This window comes from Streptococcus sp. KHUD_016, from assembly GCF_051106465.1.
GTDB lineage: Bacteria > Bacillota > Bacilli > Lactobacillales > Streptococcaceae > Streptococcus.
Genome location: NZ_CP193663.1, coordinates 1,770,110 through 1,792,847, shown reverse-complemented (window position 1 = coordinate 1,792,847; position 22,738 = coordinate 1,770,110). Strand labels below are relative to the sequence as shown.

Here is a 22,738-nt window from a genome sequence, read left to right as displayed (position 1 = left end):
TCTTAAAGTGGCGATAGATGATGCTTGTCAAGTGAGTTCTCCTTATTTTGAGTCTTTAAGTGACAGAGAGAAAGATATGTGTTACTATAGTAGTACAAAAGGATATCGGAGTAGAAATGAAGTATTTAAGTAGCCAAGACATCAAGGATCGTCAACGAAACATCAGCGACATTAAACCCTACAAAACAACCAAGGAAATTGTCGTTTCAAATATTTTTACCTTTTTTAATGCCATGAACTTGGCTCTGGCAGTTCTGGTAGCCACAACCTTGCGATTTGAAAATATGCTCTTTTTAGGTGTGATTGCTATCAATACAGCCATCGGGATTTTCCAAGAAGTGCGTTCAAAAAATGCCTTGGAAAAGCTAAGTTTGCTTGGTAAAAGTAAGTATAGAGTCAACCGAGATGGTCAAACAATTGAGATTGATCCGGAGGACATCGTTCTGGGTGAGTATCTGCATCTCAATCTGGGTGATCAGGTGCCTGTCGATGCAGAAGTCCTTGAAGGGAATATTGAAGTTGATGAGTCCTTGCTGACTGGTGAGAGTGATTCGGTCTTTAAAACAGTTGGTGACAAGCTGATGAGCGGAAGCAATGTCGTCAGCGGTACTTGTCTGGTTATGGCAACGGCTGTGGGTCCCGATAGTTATATCAACAAACTCGCAAAATCCAGCAAGGAATTCAAAAAATACCCTTCTCAACTGCGCGATTACATGGATAAGATTTTAAAAATCGTCTCGATCTTGCTGGTGCCAGTTGCCATTCTGCTCTATGTCAGAGGTTTTAGTCTAGGACGGTCTTATGTTGAAATTGTTTTAGGAAGTTCAGGTGCCTTGGTCGGCATGATTCCAGAGGGTTTGATTCTCTTGGTCAGCGTCTCCCTAGCGGTAGCAGCCATGAAGCTGGCCAAAAAGAAGGTTCTAGTGCAGGAACTATACTGTGTAGAGACCTTGGCGCGAGTAGATGTTCTTTGTTTTGATAAGACAGGTACCATCACGACTGGTAATATGAAGGTCCAAGAAATGGATGTTAATGTAGCAGAGAAACTATCTTCTTATCTGGCTTATTTCGAGGATGAAAATGCAACTTCCCGAGCTCTGAAGACTTACTTAACTTGTGAGAAAAAGTGGGAAGTTCAAGAAGTCGGTGCCTTTTCAAGCAAAAACAAGTATTCCTTTGTTCAAGTAAAAGAGGGTGGGACCTATTTTTTCGGAGCCTATGAGTTTTTAGGCTTTACCCAGCCGATGGATGCCTACTATGAAGATCTCAAACAGCAAGGTTTTCGAATCTTATCGCTTGCTCATAGCAAGGACCAGATTACAAGCCCATCCGAAATGGAACTATTGGGGCATGTCGTTCTGTCAGATGAGATCAAGGAAAATACTAAGGAAACCTTTGACTATTTTGAATCTCAAGGTGTTGAAGTGAAGATTATCAGTGGTGATAATCATGTGGCTGTATATGGGGTGGCTCGTAAGGCAGGTTTTAAGGAAGAAGCCCGTGCGATTGATATGACCAAGGTGAGCAATGATGACTTTGAAAGAGTGGTCTTGGAAAACGAAATATTTGGTCGAGTGACACCTGAGCAGAAAGAAAAGATGGTGACCGTTTTGCAAAAGGCTGGTAAGACAGTTGCCATGAGCGGTGACGGGGTCAATGATGTTCTAGCTCTTAAGAAAGCAGATATTAGTTTCGCAATGAAGGGAGCAACGAGTGCAGCCAAAAGTGTATCCAATATTGTTTTTCTCACTGATGATTTTGCAGTATTTTATGATATCTTGATGGAAGGACGCCGTGTCATCAATAACATCCAAAAGGTAGCCTCTCTCTTTCTGACAAAGACCTTCTTCTCCATCGTGTTTGCCATTTTGAGTGTGGTATTTGGTTTGGAATTCGCCTTTATCCCTATTCAGTTTACAATCATTTCAGCTATTACGATTGGGATTCCATCTTTCTTCCTAACTTTTGAGTCCAATAAAGAAAAGGTCAGCACACATTTTATGCGAGATATTTTGACCAATGCTGCGATTGGTGGTAGCATTCTGGTTGCTAGTGTACTCTTGACGAACTTCTTTATCACTGTCTCAGGTCAAGTCAAATTTATTTGCTTCCTCCTTGCTTTGATCAATGGTCTGTGTCTAGTTGCCAAGGTCAGCATTCCCTTTAATCGATACAAGCTGGTCTTGCTCGCATTTTTGAGCCTTGCAGCCCTTGTTGGCGTACTTGCCAATACATTTATCCTGCAAGGAACTTTTGTACCTCTAGAAACCACCCAAGTCGTCTATGTAGCCATCCTAGCAGTGGTGATTGGGGGCTTGCATTATCTGACTAGAAGAAAAAGTTGATACACAAAAAGAATCAGGTTTAATCCTGATTCTTTTTTGTTTATATATTCTCACCGAGATTACATGATACCGAAGAAACGAGCTGCGATACCAACTGCAAAGAGGGCAAGGATGATTGTGATTGGAGATACTTTTTTCTTAAGCAACCACATGCAAAGGAAAGTAAGGAGAAGTCCCATCAATCCTGGAATCAATGAGTCCAACTGACCTTGAAGCGTTTGTGGTTGAACTCTATCTAGGCTCATACCACTAAGCGCTTGACCAAGAATGCCCTTCAACTCAGCTCCTGTAACAGGACCTTCTGGGAAGTTGATGTAGGCACCTTCTGACAATTGTTTGCCTGGAAGGTTGATAGTGAAGTTGATGGATACCCAACGTTGTACAAGAACGGCAAGGATGAACATACCAAGGATAGAAGCACCTTTAGTGATGTCTTTCAAGATACCACCAGACATGTCTTTAGTGATCTCAGATCCAGCTTTGTAACCGAACTCTTGTGTATACCATAGGAAGGCCATACGGATAGCATTCCATCCAAAGAAGAAGAGAAGGGGACCAACAATGTTACCAGATGCAGCAAGTGATGCACCAAGAGCTCCAAGGATAGGACGAACTGTAAACCAGAATACTGGGTCACCGATACCAGCAAGAGGTCCCATCATACCGATTTTAACCCCTTGGATAGCCGCGTCGTCGATTTCAACACCGTTAGCGCGCTCTTCTTCAAGTGCAAGAGTAACCCCCATGATTGGAGCAGCGACGTATGGGTGAGTGTTGAAGAATTCAAGGTGGCGCTCAAGAGCAGCCGCTTGGTCTTCTTTTTTAGTGTACAATTTTTTGATAGCTGGGATCAATGAGTAAGCCCAACCCAAGTTTTGCATACGTTCGTAGTTCCAAGAACCTTGAAGGAATTGTGAACGCCACCAAACTTTTTGACGATCTGATTTTGATAATTGAATTTTTTCAGCCATGATTGTTCCCCTTTCTAGTAGTCTTCTAGGATATCACCGATTGGATCGTTAGAAGTTGCAGCTCCTCCGCCACCGTTTCCACCTTGTTTAGAAAGGTTGAGGTAGATGAAGGCAAGCGCAACACCGATGACACCAAGGGCAATCAAAGTCAATTGAGAAATTGCTGCAAGAGCAAAACCGATAGCGAAGAATGGCCATACTTCACGAGTTGCCATCATGTTGATAACCATAGCGTAACCAACGGCAACGACCATAGCACCACCGACAGCCATACCACCGTTCAACCAGTCTGGCATCAATTTGAGAGCATCTTGAACGGCAGAAGCAGGGATAGCGATAAGGAAGGCAGCAGGGATTGCAATACGAAGACCTTGAAGAAGAAGTGCAACAAAGTGAGCACGTTCAACAGCCGCAATATTTCCTTCTTTAGCAGCAGCGTCAGCAGTGTGAACCAAGGCAACTGAGATTGTACGAACAATCATAGTCAAGAAAAGTCCAGCTACGGCAAGAGGAATAGCTGTTGCTGTTGCAACGGCGATACCTTCAGTAGTAAAGTTACCACCTTTGATCAAGATGATTGCTGCAGCAACAGATGCAAGAGCAGCGTCAGGAGCTACGGCAGCTCCGATGTTTGCCCAACCAAGGGCGATCATTTGAAGAGATCCACCAAGCATAACACCTGCTTCGAGGTTACCAGTTGCAAGTCCGATAAGGGTACATGCGACGATTGGTTGATGGAATTGGAATTGGTCGAGGATACCTTCAAGACCTGCAAGGAAGGCAACAACTACAACCAAGATAGCAGAAATGATTGAAATATCTGACATGGTTTTATTCCTTTTCTATTTAGTTTTAATAAAGTATTTAATCCTGTTTTCAAAAATGATAGAAACAGATTAACATTATTGAACGTTTGCTTTCTTAATCAAGTCAAACAAATCTTTTTTCGTGTCGTTTGGTACTTTACGTACATCAAATTCAACACCGAGGTCACGCATTTTTTCAAAGGTTGCAACGTCTTCTTTGTCCATAGACAAAACGTTGTTAATCATTGTTTTACCTGTTGAGTGAGCCATAGAACCAACGTTAAGGGTCTTGATTGGCACGCCACCTTCGATAGCACGAAGTGCATCTTGTGGAGTTTCAAACAAGATAAGGGCATGAGTTTCTCCGAAACGTGGGTCTTTTGCAACGTCGATCAATTTCTGGATTGGGACAACGTTGGCTTTTACTCCATTAGGAGCTGCTTGTTTGATCAATTCTTTACGCAACTCGTCGTTTGCAACGTTGTCTGAAGCAACGATGATACGATCTGCTTTTGAATCTGGAGTCCAAGCAGTGGCAACCTGACCGTGAAGGAGACGAGTGTCTAGACGAGCAAGGTTGATTTTCAGTTTACCGTCACCGATAACTGTTCCTTCTGGAATAGCAGCTTGTGAAACTGGAGCAGCTGCAGCAGTTGCAACTTCCTCAACTGGGTTAAGCTCTTCTGGAAGAGCCTTGATGCCATCTTTGGCTTCTTTAATGATATTCGCAGCGACTTTATCCACACCTGCATTCGCGTCCATAAGGCGCTCTGTGTAGGCTTGGATCAACATCGGCAAGTTCAGTCCTGTGATGATGGCAAACTTACGTTCTGGATTTTCTCCCATTACGCGGCTAGCTTGGTTGAATGGAGATCCACTCCAAAGGTCAGCCAATACTAGAACCTCATCTTCTGCGTCAAATGCAGCCACAGCGTTGTTGAATTTAGCGTAAAGGTCATCTGGACCTTCATTTGGCATAAAGGTTACAACTTGAACCTTTTCTTGTTCACCAAAGATCATAGATCCTGACTGATGAATACCCGCAGCAAATTCGCCGTGGCTCGCAATAATGATTCCGATACTCATTATTGTCATTCCTCCTTATAAAATGTTTGACTGTATGTTTAAGAAAACTTTAAGCCTAACTTTAAGTATAAACCGTTTTCATATAAAAATCAACTACTTTTTCTAAAAAGATGTAAAAGTTTTCATAGAATGACTTTTTAAAAATATTAATATATCAATGTTTTTTGAGAGATAAATGAAAATGGTAATAGAAAATTTAATATAAAAATACAGAAAATAAGCCGCTTTAGTGAAAATAAAATGAAAACAAAAAGGAAAGATTGCGACCATGCAATCTTCCCTTTTATAAGAATAAATTTTGTAAAGCGCGGGCAACTCCATCTTCTTCGTTGGTCAGAGGAAGTTGTTCGTCTGCATATGGAAGAAGAGCAGGATTGGCGTTTTTCATAGCATATCCCTTGCCTGCAAATGCCAACATTTCAGTGTCATTATGCTCATCACCAAAGGCGATTAAGTCTTTTTTATCACGATTCATCACATTGAGCAAGTACTCTAGAGCAAAAGCCTTGTTTACACCCTTGGGAGTACACTCGAGGATGTTGAGGGGCCCGCCCCAGGTATTGATAGCTAGTTGGTGCTGATAAAAACGATTCATCTCGTCCGCTAAAGCGTATTTGTCTTCAGCCCTTGTTTGCAAGAGGATGCAGTTGGGATCTTTGGTTACTCGTTCAGGTTTGAATTGATTTTCTGGCCGGAAGTTCTCTACGCCAAATAGTTTAGGATCTGCAATTTCTTCATTCGGTGTCGTGATATAGAATTTTTTTCGATATTCTCCCGCAATAAAATCAGCCTGGATGTCCTCCGTGCGCTTGACCATGTCTAGGAGGTATTTTTTGTCCAAGGTCAGGCACTTTTCATGCTCCCAAGTCTGTCCTGGTAGATGGGTAAGGGAGCCGTTAAAGTTAATCATGGGAGTATGCAATTCTAGCTCACGATAGAAGTCTTTTGCCATACGATACGGACGGCCTGTCGTGATGATGACATGGTGTCCTTTTTCTGAAATTTTTTTGATCGTCTCTTTGGTGAAATCGGAGAGCTTGCTTTCATTATTTAGCAGGGTTCCGTCCAAATCGACTGCGATAATTTTTTTAGTCATATAAACCTTCCTAGTCGTTTCCAGATAAGATGTCTACTATTATATCAAAAAGAAGGAAGAAAAGCAGATAAGAACAAAAACTACAGTTGCTTTGATTTATTAAATAAATCAAACAAACATATTGAAAAGGTGAATGATAAATGATATAATACTAATATTGTTCGTAAAAAACAAAAGGAGATTAAAGATGGACAAACTATTTAAACTAAAAGAGCACGGGACAGATGTCCGTACAGAGGTGCTTGCTGGTTTAACAACATTCTTTGCAATGAGTTATATTCTCTTTGTAAACCCTCAAATGCTTTCCCAAACGGGTATGCCTGTTCAAGGTGTGTTCTTGGCAACGATTATCGGTTCTGTAGTAGGTACTTTGATGATGGCTTTCTATGCTAATTTGCCGTACGCACAAGCACCAGGTATGGGACTAAATGCCTTCTTTACATTTACAGTTGTATTTGGGATGGGCTATACTTGGAAAGAGGCTCTTGGTATGGTCTTCATTTGTGGAATTATTTCACTGATTATTACCTTAACAAATGTTCGTAAAATGATCATCGAATCTATTCCAACAACACTTCGTTCAGCTATTTCGGCTGGTATTGGTGTTTTCCTTGCCTATGTTGGAATTAAGAATGCTGGTCTCTTGAAATTCTCAATCGATCCAGGTACTTATACGGTAGCAGGTGAAGGAGCAGACAAGGCTCAAGCTGCACTTACTGCAAACTCCGCAGCTGTTCCAGGATTGGTAGACTTCAATACTCCAGCCGTATTGGTGGCTCTTGCAGGTTTGGCTATTACCATTTTCTTTGTTGTTAAAGGCATCAAGGGTGGAATCATTCTTTCTATTTTAACAACGACTGTGCTTGCCATTGCTGTTGGTGTTGTCAAATTATCAGGGATTGACTTTGCTAGCAACAATCTTTCAGCAGCGGTTAATGATTTAGGAACTTTGTTTGGTGCTGCTCTTGGTTCAGAAGGTTTAGGATCTTTGATTTCAAACACTTCGCGTTTACCAGAAACCTTGATGGCTATTCTTGCCTTCTCACTAACGGATATTTTTGATACAATCGGTACTCTTATCGGTACTGGTGAAAAAGTTGGTATTGTTGCGACAAGTGGGGAAAACCATGAGTCCGCTAAATTGGACAAGGCTCTATACTCTGACTTGGTGGCAACTTCGGTAGGTGCCATTGCAGGTACTTCAAACGTTACGACCTATGTTGAATCTGCGGCTGGTATCGGTGCTGGTGGACGTACTGGTTTGACAGCCCTAGTGGTTGCGATCTGTTTTGCTCTATCTAGCTTCTTTAGCCCACTTCTAGCGATTGTTCCGACAGCTGCAACAGCACCAATTTTGATCATCGTCGGAATCATGATGCTTTCTAACTTGAAAAATATCCCTTGGGATGATATGGCTGAAGCGGTTCCTGCCTTCTTCACATCTATCTTTATGGGATTCAGCTACTCTATCACACAAGGGATTGCTGTTGGTTTCTTGACATATACCTTGACAAAAGTTGTCAAAGGTCAAGCCAAGGATGTGCACGTGATGATTTGGATTTTGGATGCCTTGTTTATCCTTAACTATATCAGTATGGCGCTATAAATGGTATAATAGAAAAAGGGGAGTCTCCCCTTTTTCTTATAAGGAGGTACATCATGAAAGATAAGACGATTTGGCAAGAGGTTTTAAACAGAGGGAAATGGGTGATCATCCTTTTGGTAGCTTTTGTTCTATCTCAATTTCCCATAGGACTTGCTTTGTTTTTAGCAAACAAACAGTTTCCGATTTTACAGTCAGGGCTCTTAGTAGGTGCTCTATCCATAGTCGTTTTGATTGTATTCATTATTGGTGCACGAAAAACACAACTTGCTACTTTTAATCTATCCTTTTTTAAGGCAAAAGACTTGGCTCGCTTGGTACTGAGTTATCTGGTGATTTTTGCGACAAATCTCTTGGGTTCACTACTGCTTCGACTAACAAATGAGGCAACAACCAGTAACCAATCAATACTGAATGGTTTGGTTCAGAATAGTTCCTTGATTTCAACTTTCTTCCTACTAGTCTTGATTGCGCCGATTTGTGAAGAAATTTTGTGTCGTGGGATTATTCCAAAAAAGATCTTCCGCGGAAAAGAAAAACTAGGTTTTATTGTTGGTGCAATCGTCTTTGCCTTGCTTCATATGCCAACCAATCTACCTTCTGTGATTATTTATGGAGGAATGTCAACGGTTTTGACTTGGACAGCCTATAAGACTGAGCGTTTGGAGATGTCCATTTTGCTTCATATGATTCTCAATGGTATTGCATTTTGTTTGTTGGCCTTATTGGTATTGATTAGTAGAAATCTAGGTCTATCATTCTAAACCATTAGCCGCTTGGAAAAGATGAATACTAGCGTATCCATCTTTTTCTTTTTATGGTAAAATAGAGAAATAATGTGGTGAAAAACCTTGAGGAGTGACCTTATGTTCAGTAAAGCTAGTCAGGCAAAAACAGCTATTTGTGGAATTATCAATGTAACACCAGATTCCTTTTCGGATGGTGGTCAGTTTTTTGCTGTTGACCAGGCGCTTCAGCAAGCCCGTAAATTGATAGCTGAAGGAGCTAGCATGCTTGATATCGGTGGAGAATCGACTCGGCCGGGCAGTAGCTATGTTGAGATAGAAGAGGAAATCCAGCGTGTTGTTCCAGTGATTAAAGCTATCTGTGAGGAAAGTGATGTTCTCATTTCCATCGATACTTGGAAAAGTCAGGTGGCAGAGGCTGCTTTGGCTGCTGGTGCCAATCTGGTAAATGACATTACGGGTCTCATGGGAGATGAGAAAATGGCGGATGTGGTTGCTAAGGCTGGTGCGAAAGTAGTCATCATGTTTAATCCAGTCATGGCTCGACCTCAGCACCCTAGTTCGCTCATATTTCCTCATTTTGGTTTTGGGCAAGCTTTTACAGAGGAAGAGTTAGCTGACTTTGAAAAAATGCCAATTGAAGACTTGATGGAGGCTTTCTTTGAACGAGCACTAGCGAGAGCCAATCAAGCTGGGATAGCAAGAGAAAACATTTTGCTGGATCCGGGAATTGGTTTTGGTCTCACCAAGAAGGAAAATCTACTTCTTCTACGGGACCTTGATAAATTGCATCAGCAGGGCTATCCAATCTTTCTTGGTGTTTCGCGCAAGCGGTTTGTTATCAATATCCTTGAGGAGAATGGCTTTGAAGTCAATCCTGAGACGGAAGTCGGTTTCCGAAATCGGGACACCGCTTCGGCTCATGTAACCAGTATCGCTGCGAGACAGGGTGTGGAAGTGGTGCGCGTGCACGATGTTGCCAGTCACAGGATGGCAGTTGAAATTGCGTCAGCCATTCGTTTGGCAGATGATGCAGAAAATCTAGATTTAAAACAATATAAGTAAGATGAACGAAATTGAAAACAATCAGTGGATTGCCCACTACCGGACGGACCAACCACATTTTGGCTTGGAACGCATGGTAGAACTCCTAGCTCTGCGAGGCAATCCCCAGCTCAAACTCAAGGTCATCCATATCGGAGGGACCAACGGCAAGGGGTCTACCATTGCTTTTTTGAAAAAGATGCTGGAAAACCTAGGGCTGAGAGTTGGGGTGTTCAGCTCGCCCTATCTTATTCATTATACGGATCAGATTAGCATTAATGGGGAATCTATCCCCGAGGCTAGGCTAGAAGCCCTCATGGCAGACTATCAGTCGTTGCTTGAGGGAGAATCGGCTGACAATTTGCAGGGAACAACCGAGTTTGAGATTATCACAGCTCTAGCTTATGATTACTTTGCCTTAGAGCAAGTAGATGTGGCTATCATGGAAGTCGGCATGGGTGGTCTTTTGGATAGTACTAATGTTTGTCAGCCAATTTTGACAGGGATTACGACCATTGGTTTGGACCATGTAGCCCTACTTGGTGACACCTTGGAAGCCATAGCAGAACAGAAGGCTGGAATCATTAAGCAAGGTGTTCCTTTAGTGACAGGTCGTATAGCTCCAGAAGTCTTGGCCGTTATCGACCGCATTGCGGAAGGGAAACATGCACCGAGACTTGCCTATGGGACAGATTATCAGGTTTGTTATCAAGAAAGTGTAGTGACAGGTGAGGTCTTTGACTATACAAGTGCTGTCAGACAAGGTCGCTTCCAGACAGGCCTGCTTGGTTTACACCAGATAGAGAATGCGGGGATGGCCATAGCTTTACTTGATACTTTTTGTCAAGAAGATGGGCGGGAGTTGGCAAGTAATGACTTAATTGCTCAAGCTTTGAAAGAGACCAGATGGGCAGGGCGTTTGGAGGTCATGTCTAGCGACCCATTGTTGCTTTTGGATGGGGCCCACAATCCTCATGCTATCAAGGCTTTATTAGCAAACTTGCAAGAACGCTTTGCGGATTATCATAAGGAAATCCTCTTTACGTGTATTAAAACCAAGGCTTTGGAGGATATGCTGGATTTGCTAGAAACGGTGCCAGGTAGTCAATTGACTTTAACCCATTTTGACGATAGTCGGGCGACGGATGAAAGCGTGCTGAAAGAGACAGCCAAGTCTAGAAATCTCAATTACCAAAGTTGGCAGGATTTTCTAGAGCAGAAATTGACAGATAAAAATGAAGAGAAACAAACAGTTAGGATTATCACAGGTTCCTTGTATTTCTTGAGCCAAGTGAGAGCCTATCTGATGGAGAGGAAGAACGAGAATGGATACACAAAAGATTGAAACGGCTGTAAAAATGATTATCGAGGCTGTTGGTGAGGACGCTAACCGCGAGGGCTTGCAGGAAACACCTGCTCGTGTAGCCCGTATGTACCAAGAGATTTTTTCAGGTCTTGGCCAAACTGCTGAGGAACACTTGTCAAAATCCTTTGAGATTATTGATGATAATATGGTGGTAGAAAAGGATATCTTTTTCCACACTATGTGTGAGCACCACTTTCTGCCTTTTTATGGGAGAGCGCACATTGCCTACATTCCAGATGGTCGTGTGGCAGGCCTGTCTAAGCTAGCCCGTACGGTTGAAGTTTATTCGAAAAAACCACAAATTCAAGAGCGGTTAAATATCGAAGTGGCCGATGCCTTGATGGACTATCTGGGGGCTAAGGGAGCCTTTGTTGTCATTGAGGCGGAACATATGTGTATGAGTATGCGTGGTGTTAGAAAGCCAGGCACGGCAACCTTGACGACAGTAGCTCGTGGTCTATTTGAAACAGATAAAGACCTCCGAGACCAGGCTTATCGTTTAATGGGACTATAAAAGAATCCGCTTTAAGCGGATTTTTCTAGAAAGGACTAGTTATGGATCAACTGCAGATTAAAGATTTGGAAATTTTTGCCTATCATGGTCTTTTCCCTAGTGAGAAGGAATTGGGGCAGAAGTTTGTTATTTCCGCAAGCTTATCTTATGATATGACCAAGGCGGCGACAGACTTGGATTTGACAGCTTCTGTCCATTACGGAGAATTGTGTCAGCAGTGGACGACCTGGTTTCAGGAAAGTGCTGAGGACTTGATTGAGACGGTAGCCTACAAACTCGTTGAACGTACCTTTGAGAGCTATCCTCTTGTCCAAGAGATTGAGTTGGAACTAAAAAAACCGTGGGCGCCAGTGCATTTACCGTTAGATACCTGCTCGGTGACCATTCACCGTCGTAAGCAGCGGGCCTTTATCGCTCTAGGAAGTAATATGGGAGACAAGAAAGCGAACTTGGAACAAGCTATTGATAAACTGCGGACTCGAGGTATCCATATTCTCAAAGAGTCCAGTGTCTTGGCGACGGAGCCTTGGGGTGGTGTGGAACAAGATAGCTTTGCCAATCAGGTGATTGAAGTAGAAACCTGGCTTCCAGCATCAGTCTTATTAGAGACCTTGTTAGCAATTGAGTCCGAGATGGGACGGGTTCGAGAGGTGCATTGGGGACCGCGTTTGATTGATTTGGACCTGCTTTTTGTGGAGGATCAGGTCATTTATACAGACGACCTCATCTTGCCTCATCCTTATATAGCAGAGCGCCTCTTTGTCCTTGAACCGTTAGCGGAAATAGCTCCCCATTTTATCCATCCAATCTTAAAACAACCAATTCGATACTTGGTTGACCAGTTGGAGCAAGGAAATGTCTAAGCTTTCCGAGACCTATAGCAAGTGGAAGAGTATCGGGGAGGGACTACTTGCTATTGTTTTAGGGCTTCTCTTGATTCGTTTTGGACAAGTTATTCCGCGAATGGGGTACCAGTTGCTGATGGGCTATTTTTCCTTGTCAGCAGTTTGGCACTTGTTGACTCGCTGGTTTCAGGATAAAAAACGTCGGGAAAATATCTTTGTAACCTTGGGCAAGCTGGTGGTTGCGGCTCTTGTATTTGACTCTATCATCTTGCAAGACCTCGCCCTCTATCTCCTGGTTTTTATCATTGCGAGCTATCAGCTGTTTACGGGCATCATTAGCCTTGTGACTTGGTCTCTCTATCAAAAAAATGCCATTCATCCTCGGCTCCATCATCTCTTCGATGCTGTATGGATGATAGGATTCGGTCTTTATAGCATCTCTCCTTTTCACGATGCAGCGAATTTTGAATTGCTCTTGCTTGGGTTTTACTTGCTCATGCTAGGAGCCAGTAGCCTCCGGGACGGTTTCTTTTTTGAAAGGATAGAAAACAATCCCAAGCTAAAACGACGAATGCGAATGACTTTGCCGATCTTTGTGACGGCTTTGATCCCTATCAGCACCTTGCGCAAATTGAATGAGTGGCTGTCAAATCATGAAAGTCAAGAAGGGGAAGTTCATTCAGAAAGAAAAAACGATCAGGTAGTTGATCTAGAAATTTTTATTCATACCTCAGAAACATCCTTCTTCCTCGCTATGGGACATGTGGATATTTGTTATCAAGGGAAGGTTATTTCCTATGGTTCGTATGATCCCCACTCGGAGCGTTTGTTCGGCATGGTTGGAGATGGTGTTTTGTTTAAGGCCAATCGGGAAAAATACATCGAGCTCTGTAAGAGGGAAAGTCAGAAGACCTTGTTTGCTTATGGTCTGAGTTTGACGGACCAACAGAAAGCAGCCATCCAAGCTCGTCTAGAGGAGATAGAAGACCTGTTAATTCCTTGGGAACCAAGTTCACAGTTGATGAAAAGAAGAGAGGGCGAGGTAAAGCATACCTACTCCTACCAACTGAAACAAGAAGCAGATGCGACCCTCTATAAATTCAGTTCATCCGAGTTTAAGACCTACTTTGTTCTCAGTACCAATTGTGTTTTGCTGGCAGACTCTATCGTGGGAAAAGCTGGGACTGATATATTGAGTCCCCAAGGTTTCATTGTGCCAGGGACTTATCAGGATTACCTTGACTTAGAGTATACAAAACCAAATGGTCTAGTTGTCAGTCGCTCTATTTATTAGAAAAAGAAAACTCTAGTTCCTCAGCAGTTTGTGCCAAGAAGCTAGAGTTTTTAAAATAGGTCATTTTCTTCTGGAAGGAGGATGGTTTCTCTGCCGTCCAAGTCTAAAATAAGGACCCTAGGAGGGTAAAGCGGATCGAAAGGATGATTGAAATCAAAATCGATGCTAGTCGGAAGGTGCTGGCTAGAAAAATGGAAGGTGATGGTCCCCTTATTGTTGAGCAGTTGAAACTCAAGCTCTTCTTCTAATTCAAAGACATTTTTTAGGAAATGATCGATAATATACCATAAAGAGTCAATGACATCGTCAGGTAGGCTGGTCACGACACCAAAACTAGCGGAACGTCTCTGTGTATTTGTAAAAGCCATGTTTTCATCCCCCTTTTATTTTCCTTATCATACAGCAAAATGTCTTAAAAATCAAGAAATCGTAATTGCTTTTTCAAAATGGGAATAAACTGTGAAATTTTTTCAAAGTTTCTCTAAAAAATACTTGAAAGTGTTTACAATAAGTGATAAAATGGAGTAAGTAGATGCGTGAAAGCGAAATTTTCATTATAGAAAGGAAACGGAATGAACACAGATGATACAGTAACGATTTATGACGTCGCCCGTGAAGCAGGAGTTTCAATGGCAACAGTTAGCCGTGTCGTTAATGGCAACAAGAATGTTAAAGAGAACACTCGAAAAAAAGTCCTAGAAGTGATTGATCGCTTGGACTATCGTCCAAATGCGGTAGCACGTGGTTTGGCTAGCAAGAAAACAACGACAGTCGGAGTTGTGATTCCTAACATTACCAATGGTTATTTCTCAACACTTGCTAAGGGGATTGACGACATTGCTGAAATGTACAAGTATAACATTGTCCTAGCAAATAGTGATGAGGATGATGAAAAGGAAGTTTCAGTGGTTAACACTCTCTTTTCAAAACAAGTCGATGGGATTATCTTTATGGGCTATCACTTGACTGAAAAGATTCGTTCAGAATTCTCTCGTTCACGGACACCGGTTGTTCTTGCCGGTACTGTGGATGTAGAACACCAACTTCCAAGTGTGAATATTGACTACAAACAAGCAACGATTGATGCCGTGAGCTACCTTCTCAAAGAAAACGAGAAAATTGCTTTTGTGAGTGGACCACTCGTCGATGATATCAATGGCAAGGTTCGTTTGATTGGTTACAAGGAAGCCTTGAAAAAAGCTGGACATTCTTATAGCGAGGGATTGGTCTTTGAATCAAAATACAGCTATGATGATGGTTATGCCTTGGCAGAACGCTTGATTTCATCACAAGCTACAGCCGCAGTTGTAACAGGCGATGAATTGGCAGCAGGTGTCCTAAATGGTTTGGCTGACCACGGTGTGTCTGTACCAGAAGAGTTTGAAATCATTACGACAGATGACTCTCAGATTGCACGATTCACTCGTCCAAACTTGACTACTATTGCCCAACCTCTTTATGACTTAGGTGCTATCAGCATGCGTATGTTGACTAAGATTATGCATAAGGAAGAATTGGAAGAACGTGAAGTTCTCTTACCTCATGGTTTGACAGAACGCCGCTCTACACGAAAACGTAAATAAAAAAAATCAGGAAATCGTGAGATTTCCTGATTTGCTTTCTAGAGAAGAGGATTAGCCTTCCATATAGTCTTTTAAGGCTTGTCCTTTTAATCCAGCATTAAGGGCAATTAATAATTTGAGGCGAGCTTTTTGAGCGTTGAGTTCTTTGACAAAGAGAACGCCAGACTCTTGCAATTGAACCCCCCCACCTTGGTAGGCATAAACAGGTTCAGCAATGCCATTAAAACAACGTGAGACCAAGGCGACTGGGATTCCTTTTTGGAGGAGATTTTCCAACTTTTGAGCTGTTTCTTTGGGAACATTGCCTGCTCCGAAGGCCTGAATAACTAAGCCATCCAGCTGTTCCAAGTCTAACATATCAATCAGCTCGTCTGTCATACCGGCATAGGCTGAGATGATGGGAACCAGACCTTGAATATGCTCAAGATCAAACCGGACACGAGGTTCAGCCGTTTTGAAGTAGAGGATTTCTTGCTTCATGATGAGGCCAAGTGGTCCATGTGTTGGGGTTTGAAAGGTGCTGACGTTGGTCGTATGAGTTTTGGTAACATACTTGGCTGCGTGGATCTCGTCGTTCATGACGACCAGTACACCCTTGTCGGCTGCTTTGTCATCGCTGGCAACTCGCAAAGCGCTCAGATAGTTATATACACCGTCGCTACCAAGTTCGTTTGAACTACGCATGGCCCCTGTTAGAACGATGGGGATGGGCGGAATTTTCATGGTATCAAGGAAGTAGGCTGTTTCTTCTAAGGTATCTGTACCATGTGTGATGACAACACCATCGTAGTTATCAGCTTCCTCTTTAATCTTATGATAGAGTGCAAGCATATGTTTGGGTTTGATATGAGGGCTTGGCAGATTAAAAAAGTCTAGGGCATGAACCTCAATCCCTTCAAGTGGATTGGAAACATGGTTCATGGGATTGTCCTGACTAGTTACAACGGCACCAGTGGCGTCTGCTTGCATGGAAATAGTCCCACCTGTATGTAAAACAAGGATTTTCTTAGGCATGATTTAGTCACTCTTTCTGAAATGTGGTATAATCATTGTAACACAAAAGGGGAGAATGGGACAGGATGGAAGTCAAGGCTGTTTTTTTTGATATCGATGGAACGCTAGTCAACGATCGCAAGAGTGTTTTGAAATCCACTAAGGACGCGATTAAGATTGTCAAAGAGCAAGGAGTGCTTGTTGGAGTAGCGACAGGACGAGGGCCGTTTTTTGTCAAGGAATTGATGGAAGACTTGGACCTAGACTTTGCGGTGACCTACAATGGCCAATACATTTTTAATAAAGAAAAGGTGCTCTTTGCGAGTCCGATTGCTAAGTCAAGCCTGCGTCAACTGATTGCTTACGCTAAAAAGGAGCGTAAAGAAATCGCTCTTGGAACCGAGCATGCCGTTGTTGGTTCGAAAATTATGTCATTTGGTCTCGGCTCCTTTTCCCAACTGGTTAGTCGTTTTATTCCGACTGTTCTGACAAGAACCGTTAGCCGTTCCTTTAATCGAATGGTCAGCAAGGCAGTTCCTCAAAAGGAAGACGACTTGCTTAACTTGATTAATCAGCCCATTTATCAAGTTTTGATGCTGATGACGCCAGAAGAATCTGAGAAGGCAGCAAGTGATTTTGACGACTTGAAATTAACTCGAAGCAATCCTTTTGCAGCAGATATCATTAACCAAGGAAATTCTAAACTAGAAGGCATTCGCCGAGTCGGGAAAGAATATGGTTTTGATCTCAATCAAGTCATGGCCTTTGGTGATTCCGACAACGATCTGGAAATGTTGGCGGGTGTTGGTATGTCGGTTGCTATGGGAAATGGTAGTAGCAGTGTCAAAGAAGTTGCCAAGCATATTACGGCAAGTAATCAACAAGATGGTATCCACAAGGCGCTCGAGCACTTTGGTGTTTTGGCTTCAGAAAAAGTGTTTGTCAGTCGAGACTACCACTTTAATAAGGTTAAAACCTTCCACCACATGATGGATGAACGAACTCAAGAAGAGCCACAGGCATGGGATGCTGAAGGTGCAACCCACCGCGCAGACTTTAAAATTGAAGAATTAGTGGAGTTTGTTCGTGCAGCAAGTTCTTCGGAGGAAGAATTCCAAGACTCCCTTGCAAGCATGCATGAGGCACTTGATAAAGCGGCAGAGAAAGTGGCGAAAAAGACGCCTGCTAAGCAAAATCTGGTCAGTCAAGTGGATGCTTTGATTGACACACTGTATTTTACATACGGTAGTTTTGTTTTGATGGGAGTAGATCCAGAACGTATTTTTGATATTGTTCATGAAGCAAATATGGGAAAGGTCTTCCCTGATGGGAAAGCTCATTTTGACCTAGTTACACACAAGATTTTAAAGCCAGATGACTGGGAAGAAAAATATGCTCCGGAACCTGCCATCCGACAGGAACTACAACGTCAGTTTAAAGCTTATGAGCGACATAAAGAAAGAAAAAAATAAAAAATAAGAGAAATTTCTTTTCCCTGTATGAAAAATTCGGGGATTTTTTGAGCTGAAAAACCGAACAATTTTATATATATCACTAATTATTATTAGCATATTTATACTAGAAAAAGAAAAGAAAAAAATGAAAAGATAGTGAAAATAAAATAACAGGAAATTACGTTTCTTACAAAGAATAGTTAAAAAGCTAGATATATTACTAATATATCTAGCTTTTCTTTTAAAAAAACATCAAAAAAAAGACAAGTCAAATTATTTGATATTTGAAAGTTGATGTGTTAGAATAAATTCAGAAAGCGAATAAATATAAAATCCTCATGCTGCTATAATATGCTCTTTTTAAAGACAGAAAGTCAACTTGTTTATTTCAGGCCTGTTAACAAGTTGATGTGAAGAATTCACTCTAGTTTTGAGGGTTAGTTATAAAATTGTGCACAATTGCTTTCCAAATTTTTATTATTATTTTTATTATTTTAATTTTCAAGTTTAGAAATTAAAGAATTAAGAGGTTGAAATGAAGAAAAAATATACCTATTTGACAGCTTCTGTTTTAACAGCTGTAACAATGCTTCCAACTTTTGCACCAAGTGAAGCTCACGCTGCTTACAACTGGAATGGGAATAATAGCTACTATACAAGAACTAGCCGCCGTTCAAGCAATCGTACTTCTAACCGTACTACTGCAAATCGTAGCCGCACATCAAACTATACTGTAAGAAGTTATGGCTACAACAGTTATTACCCAAGCTATAACTATGGCTACAATAGCTACTACCCAAGCTATAATTATGGATATGGTAGCTATTACCCAAGTTACAACTACGGTTACAATAATTGGAATAACTACTATGGCTATGACAACAGTAGCAACTACTATGGTTATAACTATTGGAATAGTTACAACAACCTTGCTAGCGATGAAAACTATATTTACTGGAATGGCAATCACTACTACCGTATGAACGATGGTAGCTACCGTATTTATCGTAACGGTCAGTGGAAACCTTTGACAAACAATAGTAACAACAACTCATCTACTAACAACTTGGAAAACGATCCGCACTATCGTTACGAAAATGGGTACCATTACTATGTATTGGACAATGGTGATTATTACTACTACCAAAATGGTAAGTGGGTATTGGTGAAAGATTCTGCTGAGCCAACACCAGCACAACCGGCAACACCTGCTGAACCAAAACCAGAACAACCAACAACTCCGGTTGAGCCAGCACAACCAAGTCAACCTGAAGTTCCTGCTCCAACACCAGCAGAACCAGAGACTCCAACACCAGCACCTAGTGATAAACCTGAAGAGCCGACAACACCAACTGAGCCACAACCAGCACAACCAGCAACTCCAAGTGTTGATCTACCAGAAAACCCACCAATTAATGGTGCTGATAGTGAATTTGACCCATTTAAGCCATCTACAGAAACGCCAGCGGAACCAAAACCAGAAACACCAGCAACTCCAGCTATCCCAACAACACCAGGTTTGGTAACGACTGATGAACCAAGTGAAAACCAAATCCCTGATTATGTTGAAAAACCAGCTGAAGGATTGGAACACTTGGCTTGGGCACCAAATGGACAAACTCCAAAATTGGTTTACCCACCAGGTAAACCAGGTGATGCAGTCCTCAAGAATGATAAAAACTACTACTTCGACGGTAGTGCACATTACTACTATGTACCATCTAACTCAGAGCGTACAGGTTACTCAGCATACTGGAAGTGGCTTGGAGGAAAATGGAAACTTCAAGGGATGACTGATCCAAACGATCCAGCTCGTGATCCAAAACTTCACGAAAACACTGCTGATGACGAGTACATGTACAGTGACAAGAACTCAAGCGTGAAACTTTACTCAACTAACTTGGTAACGACTGCTAAAGCAGGTCAAGCATTGCCATTCAAGAATGTTGAAGAGTTCAAAAACTATGTCATCGAAAAAATGAATCCTAAGTTCCTTGATAACTCTGGTTGGGATGCTAAAGTTGAGTGGGAAATCGAAGATCCAGAAATCTTTGAGAAGACGAAAGAAAACCCATACGCTAAGGACTATGTCTTGATTGCAAATCTCAAGAGTGGTGTCGAAGACAAGAAATACAGTGATGTAGAATTTGGCTATGTGAAGTTTGTTTACCGTGTTGAAGCAACAAACGATACAAACTATGACTATGTTTCAAAAGCGAAAGAAGCTTTCGCTAAAATCAATGAAGAGCGTAAAGCTCAAGGATTGAAAGAATTGACTTGGTCTGAAGACATTTATCAAAATCAAGCACTTCCAAAAGTAAATGAAATCTCACGTCAATACGATAGTACAGGCTTTGTGGGACGTCGTGATGAAGATGCTGCTGTTGTCGTTAAGAAATGGGCAAACAGTGGTTTGAGAGACTTGCTTCTCGATCCGAATGTCACTGAAGGAGCTGTAGCAGCAGTAGTTGATGGAAACGGTGTATACTACTGGGCATACAGTTACAAATAATTCAATCTTTTGAGATTGACTACTTTCTAAATAAGATTGAGGCTTTAAACTATTGTTTAAAGCCTTTTTCTGACCCAATCAGGACAAACAAAAAGGAGCTCAAGGCTCCCTTTTTTAATGTTTACAATGTTTTTTCTCTTTCTCTCACGACCAGTAAATCGACTTTTGCATGGCGGAGAATGTACTCAGATGAAGAGCCAACCAAGAGGCGTTCAAAGGCATTGAGCCCTGTTGCACCAACGAGAATCAGGTCGACATTTTCTGCGTCTGGAATAGTACGGGCAAGGAGGGTTTTTGGATTTCCCATTTCGATGACGATGTGAATATCGGTCACACCAGCATCTCTTGCACGCTTTTCGTACTCCTTCATCAGACTTTCAGCATCGACTTGGAGTTCTTCGTAAACTTCAGCATCAAAGGTAGACACGCTTTGAAGAGCGCGTGTGTCGATAACATGAGCAATGGTGAGCTTGGATTCGTTGCGTAGAGCAGTGTAAACACCTTTGACGAAAGCCAAGTCCGCTTCTTTAGAACCATCAATTGCGACCATAACATTTTGGTAACGTTGTGCCATAATGAAACCTCCTGAAATTTTCTTACTGTTATTGTAACCCTTTTCACTAAAGAAGTAAAGTAAAAATCATATTTAAATAAATATTATCGGAGATTCGATTTGGTGGAGATATGTTAAAATAAAAGAAAACGAGCTAGTAGGAAACACAGTAAAGGGGATGAGAAAGTATGAAAGATTTTGTTCAGACTTTTAAAAAAATAAGTTTTCTTTATCATGGAATTATCCTTGCGTCACTTGTAGGTGAAGTAGTGATGCTTTGGCAACTGGAAAGAGTTGTGCCCGTTCTCTATCCAGGTTTTGTTGGATTTCTTCTCTTTCACCTAGTCTACCACATCATTTTATTTGTGATTGCAAAGAGAAGTGGTCGCTTGGACTATTTAGTCACGTGGGGGCTCTTTCTCATGTTTAATCTTTTGTATGATTCCTTTTTAGCGCTGATCTTTCTAGGTTTGTCTTTTGGTATGTGAGAAAATGCTTCTGTATTCTAGTTGTTTAGACGGTGAAAACCTAGTCGTTGTGAGTTTTTTCTTTGCTTGCTCATTTCAGGAAACTTGTCGCAATCCCTTTCTAGTGGTATAATGTTACTATCTCGATGAATTGAGGAAACAAGATGAAAGAATATAACAAGTCTAGTAAGTTAGAGCACGTTGCCTATGATATCCGTGGCCCTGTTTTGGAAGAAGCTATGCGGATGCGAGCAAACGGAGAAAAGATTTTACGTCTGAATACAGGAAATCCAGCAGAATTTGGTTTTACAGCGCCAGATGAGGTCATTCATGACTTGATTATGAATGCGCGTGATAGTGAGGGGTATTCTGACTCCAAAGGGATCTTCTCGGCCCGCAAGGCCATCATGCAGTATTGCCAACTGAAGAAATTTCCCAATGTGGACATTGATGATATCTACCTTGGAAATGGTGTCAGTGAGCTGATTGTTATGTCCATGCAAGGGCTTTTGGATAATGGCGATGAGGTCTTGGTTCCTATGCCAGACTATCCTCTCTGGACAGCCGCGGTCAGCCTAGCTGGGGGAAATGCCGTTCACTATATCTGTGATGAAGCTGCAGAATGGTACCCTGATATTGACGATATCAAGTCAAAAATTACTTCCAACACTAAGGCAATCGTCCTTATCAATCCAAATAATCCAACTGGAGCCCTTTATCCTAAGGAACTCTTGTTGGAGATTATTGAGATTGCCCGTCAAAACGATTTGATCATCTTTGCGGATGAGATTTATGACCGCATGGTGATGGATGGGCATGTGCATACGCCTGTGGCGAGCTTGGCACCTGATGTTTTCTGTGTCAGCATGAATGGTTTGTCAAAATCTCACCGTATCGCTGGTTTCCGTGTAGGATGGATGGTCTTGTCTGGTCCTAAGCACCATGTCAAGGGCTATATCGAAGGTCTCAATATGCTGTCCAATATGCGTCTTTGCTCTAACGTTTTGGCCCAGCAAGTCGTACAAACTTCACTAGGTGGGCACCAGTCAGTGGATGAATTGCTCCTTCCTGGTGGACGGATTTACGAGCAAAGAAACTTCATTTACAATGCCATCCAAGATATTCCAGGTTTGTCTGCGGTCAAGCCAAAGGCGGGTCTTTATATCTTCCCTAAAATTGACCGAAATATGTACCGCATCGATGATGATGAACAGTTCGTTCTTGATTTTTTGAAGCAGGAAAAGGTTCTCTTGGTTCATGGTCGTGGTTTTAACTGGAAGGAACCAGACCATTTCCGTATCGTTTACCTTCCTCGTGTGGACGAATTAGCGCAAATCCAAGAAAAGATGACACGTTTCTTGAGTCAGTATCGTAGATAAGGCTTTCATAGGGAAAAGCAGGAAACATTTCCTTAGAGCTATTGACAAATAGGTCAGAATCAGATAGAATAGTAAAGTATG

At 41.9% G+C, this 22,738-nt stretch carries 20 protein-coding genes; 13 read left to right on the top strand and 7 right to left on the bottom strand.

Annotation, left to right across the window (positions count from 1 at the left end; translation table 11 throughout):
- The first annotated feature begins 116 nt into the window (after positions 1-116).
- On the top strand, positions 117-2,345 hold the full coding sequence (locus tag ACORHV_RS08545; RefSeq protein ID WP_434398145.1) for an HAD-IC family P-type ATPase: 2,229 nt from the start codon (positions 117-119) through the stop codon (positions 2,343-2,345).
- 59 nt (positions 2,346-2,404) lie between these two features.
- On the opposite strand, the gene ACORHV_RS08540 is transcribed toward ACORHV_RS08545, so the two are convergent.
- The 4 genes from ACORHV_RS08540 to ACORHV_RS08525 form a co-directional block, all read right to left on the bottom strand.
- The gene (locus tag ACORHV_RS08540) at positions 2,405-3,316 is read right to left on the bottom strand and encodes a PTS system mannose/fructose/sorbose family transporter subunit IID (RefSeq protein WP_000818313.1); all 912 of its coding nucleotides are present in this window, start codon (positions 3,314-3,316) and stop codon (positions 2,405-2,407) included.
- 14 nt (positions 3,317-3,330) lie between these two features.
- Positions 3,331-4,143: a PTS mannose/fructose/sorbose transporter subunit IIC gene (locus ACORHV_RS08535; RefSeq protein ID WP_084944910.1), complete on the bottom strand. Its 813-nt coding sequence runs from the start codon at positions 4,141-4,143 to the stop codon at positions 3,331-3,333.
- A gap of 75 nt (positions 4,144-4,218) precedes the next feature.
- Complete coding sequence (locus ACORHV_RS08530) at positions 4,219-5,208, bottom strand: PTS sugar transporter subunit IIB (protein WP_049500953.1); 990 nt, start codon at positions 5,206-5,208, stop codon at positions 4,219-4,221.
- 283 nt (positions 5,209-5,491) lie between these two features.
- A complete protein-coding gene (locus tag ACORHV_RS08525) occupies positions 5,492-6,304 on the bottom strand; it encodes a Cof-type HAD-IIB family hydrolase (protein ID WP_000162337.1) in 813 nt (270 codons plus the stop codon).
- A gap of 187 nt (positions 6,305-6,491) precedes the next feature.
- Between ACORHV_RS08525 and ACORHV_RS08520 the strand changes: the two genes are divergently transcribed.
- The 7 genes from ACORHV_RS08520 to ACORHV_RS08490 all read left to right on the top strand — a co-directional run bounded on the left by ACORHV_RS08520 (position 6,492) and on the right by ACORHV_RS08490 (position 13,716).
- A complete protein-coding gene (locus tag ACORHV_RS08520; protein WP_000359241.1) occupies positions 6,492-7,910 on the top strand; it encodes an NCS2 family permease in 1,419 nt (472 codons plus the stop codon).
- 53 nt (positions 7,911-7,963) lie between these two features.
- The gene (locus tag ACORHV_RS08515; RefSeq protein WP_000653640.1) at positions 7,964-8,671 is read left to right on the top strand and encodes a CPBP family intramembrane glutamic endopeptidase; all 708 of its coding nucleotides are present in this window, start codon (positions 7,964-7,966) and stop codon (positions 8,669-8,671) included.
- A 102-nt stretch (positions 8,672-8,773) separates the two neighbouring features.
- Positions 8,774-9,718 (top strand): dihydropteroate synthase, encoded by a 945-nt coding sequence (gene folP, locus ACORHV_RS08510; RefSeq protein WP_000491578.1) that lies wholly within the window; start codon positions 8,774-8,776, stop codon positions 9,716-9,718.
- A gap of 1 nt (position 9,719) precedes the next feature.
- Complete coding sequence (locus ACORHV_RS08505) at positions 9,720-11,042, top strand: bifunctional folylpolyglutamate synthase/dihydrofolate synthase (protein WP_434398141.1); 1,323 nt, start codon at positions 9,720-9,722, stop codon at positions 11,040-11,042.
- The gene (gene folE, locus ACORHV_RS08500; RefSeq protein ID WP_000380931.1) at positions 11,023-11,577 is read left to right on the top strand and encodes a GTP cyclohydrolase I FolE; all 555 of its coding nucleotides are present in this window, start codon (positions 11,023-11,025) and stop codon (positions 11,575-11,577) included. The genes ACORHV_RS08505 and folE overlap by 20 nt, the downstream gene beginning before the upstream one ends.
- 41 nt (positions 11,578-11,618) lie before the next feature.
- Positions 11,619-12,440 (top strand): 2-amino-4-hydroxy-6-hydroxymethyldihydropteridine diphosphokinase, encoded by an 822-nt coding sequence (gene folK, locus ACORHV_RS08495; RefSeq protein WP_000372498.1) that lies wholly within the window; start codon positions 11,619-11,621, stop codon positions 12,438-12,440.
- Positions 12,433-13,716, top strand: a complete 1,284-nt coding sequence (locus ACORHV_RS08490) for a hypothetical protein (protein WP_000040986.1) — start codon at positions 12,433-12,435, stop codon at positions 13,714-13,716. The genes folK and ACORHV_RS08490 overlap by 8 nt, the downstream gene beginning before the upstream one ends.
- 50 nt (positions 13,717-13,766) lie before the next feature.
- On the opposite strand, the gene ACORHV_RS08485 is transcribed toward ACORHV_RS08490, so the two are convergent.
- A complete protein-coding gene (locus ACORHV_RS08485) occupies positions 13,767-14,084 on the bottom strand; it encodes a DUF960 domain-containing protein (protein ID WP_000886044.1) in 318 nt (105 codons plus the stop codon).
- Positions 14,085-14,288: 204 nt separating this feature from the next.
- On the opposite strand from ACORHV_RS08485, the gene ccpA reads away from it, so the two are divergent.
- Positions 14,289-15,299: a catabolite control protein A gene (ccpA, locus tag ACORHV_RS08480; RefSeq protein ID WP_001090635.1), complete on the top strand. Its 1,011-nt coding sequence runs from the start codon at positions 14,289-14,291 to the stop codon at positions 15,297-15,299.
- Positions 15,300-15,350: 51 nt separating this feature from the next.
- Here the strand turns inward: ccpA and ACORHV_RS08475 are convergent, their stop codons facing one another.
- On the bottom strand, positions 15,351-16,313 hold the full coding sequence (locus ACORHV_RS08475) for an asparaginase (protein WP_001124799.1): 963 nt from the start codon (positions 16,311-16,313) through the stop codon (positions 15,351-15,353).
- A gap of 65 nt (positions 16,314-16,378) precedes the next feature.
- Between ACORHV_RS08475 and ACORHV_RS08470 the strand changes: the two genes are divergently transcribed.
- A complete protein-coding gene (locus tag ACORHV_RS08470; RefSeq protein WP_061426609.1) occupies positions 16,379-17,764 on the top strand; it encodes a Cof-type HAD-IIB family hydrolase in 1,386 nt (461 codons plus the stop codon).
- Positions 17,765-18,281: 517 nt separating this feature from the next.
- A complete protein-coding gene (locus ACORHV_RS08465; protein WP_434398136.1) occupies positions 18,282-20,258 on the top strand; it encodes a CAP domain-containing protein in 1,977 nt (658 codons plus the stop codon).
- Between the two features lie 121 nt (positions 20,259-20,379).
- Here the strand turns inward: ACORHV_RS08465 and ACORHV_RS08460 are convergent, their stop codons facing one another.
- Positions 20,380-20,832, bottom strand: coding sequence for a universal stress protein (locus ACORHV_RS08460; RefSeq protein ID WP_000079161.1), 453 nt, complete (start codon positions 20,830-20,832; stop codon positions 20,380-20,382).
- A gap of 167 nt (positions 20,833-20,999) precedes the next feature.
- Between ACORHV_RS08460 and ACORHV_RS08455 the strand changes: the two genes are divergently transcribed.
- On the top strand, positions 21,000-21,299 hold the full coding sequence (locus tag ACORHV_RS08455; protein WP_000651415.1) for a hypothetical protein: 300 nt from the start codon (positions 21,000-21,002) through the stop codon (positions 21,297-21,299).
- A gap of 143 nt (positions 21,300-21,442) precedes the next feature.
- Positions 21,443-22,657 (top strand): pyridoxal phosphate-dependent aminotransferase, encoded by a 1,215-nt coding sequence (locus tag ACORHV_RS08450; protein WP_000666454.1) that lies wholly within the window; start codon positions 21,443-21,445, stop codon positions 22,655-22,657.
- Positions 22,658-22,738 lie beyond the last annotated feature (81 nt).

What these genes read in the sequence shown, in the direction of transcription:
- ACORHV_RS08505 (WP_434398141.1), top strand. Translation starts at nt 9,720, where the DNA reads ATGAACGAAATTGAAAACAATCAGTGGATTGCCCACTACCGGACGGAC.
- ACORHV_RS08530 (WP_049500953.1), bottom strand. Translation starts at nt 5,208, where the DNA reads ATGAGTATCGGAATCATTATTGCGAGCCACGGCGAATTTGCTGCGGGT.
- ACORHV_RS08490 (WP_000040986.1), top strand. Translation starts at nt 12,433, where the DNA reads ATGTCTAAGCTTTCCGAGACCTATAGCAAGTGGAAGAGTATCGGGGAG.
- folP (WP_000491578.1), top strand. Translation starts at nt 8,774, where the DNA reads ATGTTCAGTAAAGCTAGTCAGGCAAAAACAGCTATTTGTGGAATTATC.
- ACORHV_RS08485 (WP_000886044.1), bottom strand. Translation starts at nt 14,084, where the DNA reads ATGGCTTTTACAAATACACAGAGACGTTCCGCTAGTTTTGGTGTCGTG.
- ACORHV_RS08455 (WP_000651415.1), top strand. Translation starts at nt 21,000, where the DNA reads ATGAAAGATTTTGTTCAGACTTTTAAAAAAATAAGTTTTCTTTATCAT.
- ACORHV_RS08540 (WP_000818313.1), bottom strand. Translation starts at nt 3,316, where the DNA reads ATGGCTGAAAAAATTCAATTATCAAAATCAGATCGTCAAAAAGTTTGG.
- ACORHV_RS08470 (WP_061426609.1), top strand. Translation starts at nt 16,379, where the DNA reads ATGGAAGTCAAGGCTGTTTTTTTTGATATCGATGGAACGCTAGTCAAC.
- ACORHV_RS08515 (WP_000653640.1), top strand. Translation starts at nt 7,964, where the DNA reads ATGAAAGATAAGACGATTTGGCAAGAGGTTTTAAACAGAGGGAAATGG.
- ACORHV_RS08545 (WP_434398145.1), top strand. Translation starts at nt 117, where the DNA reads ATGAAGTATTTAAGTAGCCAAGACATCAAGGATCGTCAACGAAACATC.
- folE (WP_000380931.1), top strand. Translation starts at nt 11,023, where the DNA reads ATGGATACACAAAAGATTGAAACGGCTGTAAAAATGATTATCGAGGCT.
- ccpA (WP_001090635.1), top strand. Translation starts at nt 14,289, where the DNA reads ATGAACACAGATGATACAGTAACGATTTATGACGTCGCCCGTGAAGCA.
- ACORHV_RS08525 (WP_000162337.1), bottom strand. Translation starts at nt 6,304, where the DNA reads ATGACTAAAAAAATTATCGCAGTCGATTTGGACGGAACCCTGCTAAAT.
- ACORHV_RS08520 (WP_000359241.1), top strand. Translation starts at nt 6,492, where the DNA reads ATGGACAAACTATTTAAACTAAAAGAGCACGGGACAGATGTCCGTACA.
- ACORHV_RS08460 (WP_000079161.1), bottom strand. Translation starts at nt 20,832, where the DNA reads ATGGCACAACGTTACCAAAATGTTATGGTCGCAATTGATGGTTCTAAA.
- ACORHV_RS08450 (WP_000666454.1), top strand. Translation starts at nt 21,443, where the DNA reads ATGAAAGAATATAACAAGTCTAGTAAGTTAGAGCACGTTGCCTATGAT.
- ACORHV_RS08475 (WP_001124799.1), bottom strand. Translation starts at nt 16,313, where the DNA reads ATGCCTAAGAAAATCCTTGTTTTACATACAGGTGGGACTATTTCCATG.
- folK (WP_000372498.1), top strand. Translation starts at nt 11,619, where the DNA reads ATGGATCAACTGCAGATTAAAGATTTGGAAATTTTTGCCTATCATGGT.
- ACORHV_RS08535 (WP_084944910.1), bottom strand. Translation starts at nt 4,143, where the DNA reads ATGTCAGATATTTCAATCATTTCTGCTATCTTGGTTGTAGTTGTTGCC.
- ACORHV_RS08465 (WP_434398136.1), top strand. Translation starts at nt 18,282, where the DNA reads ATGAAGAAAAAATATACCTATTTGACAGCTTCTGTTTTAACAGCTGTA.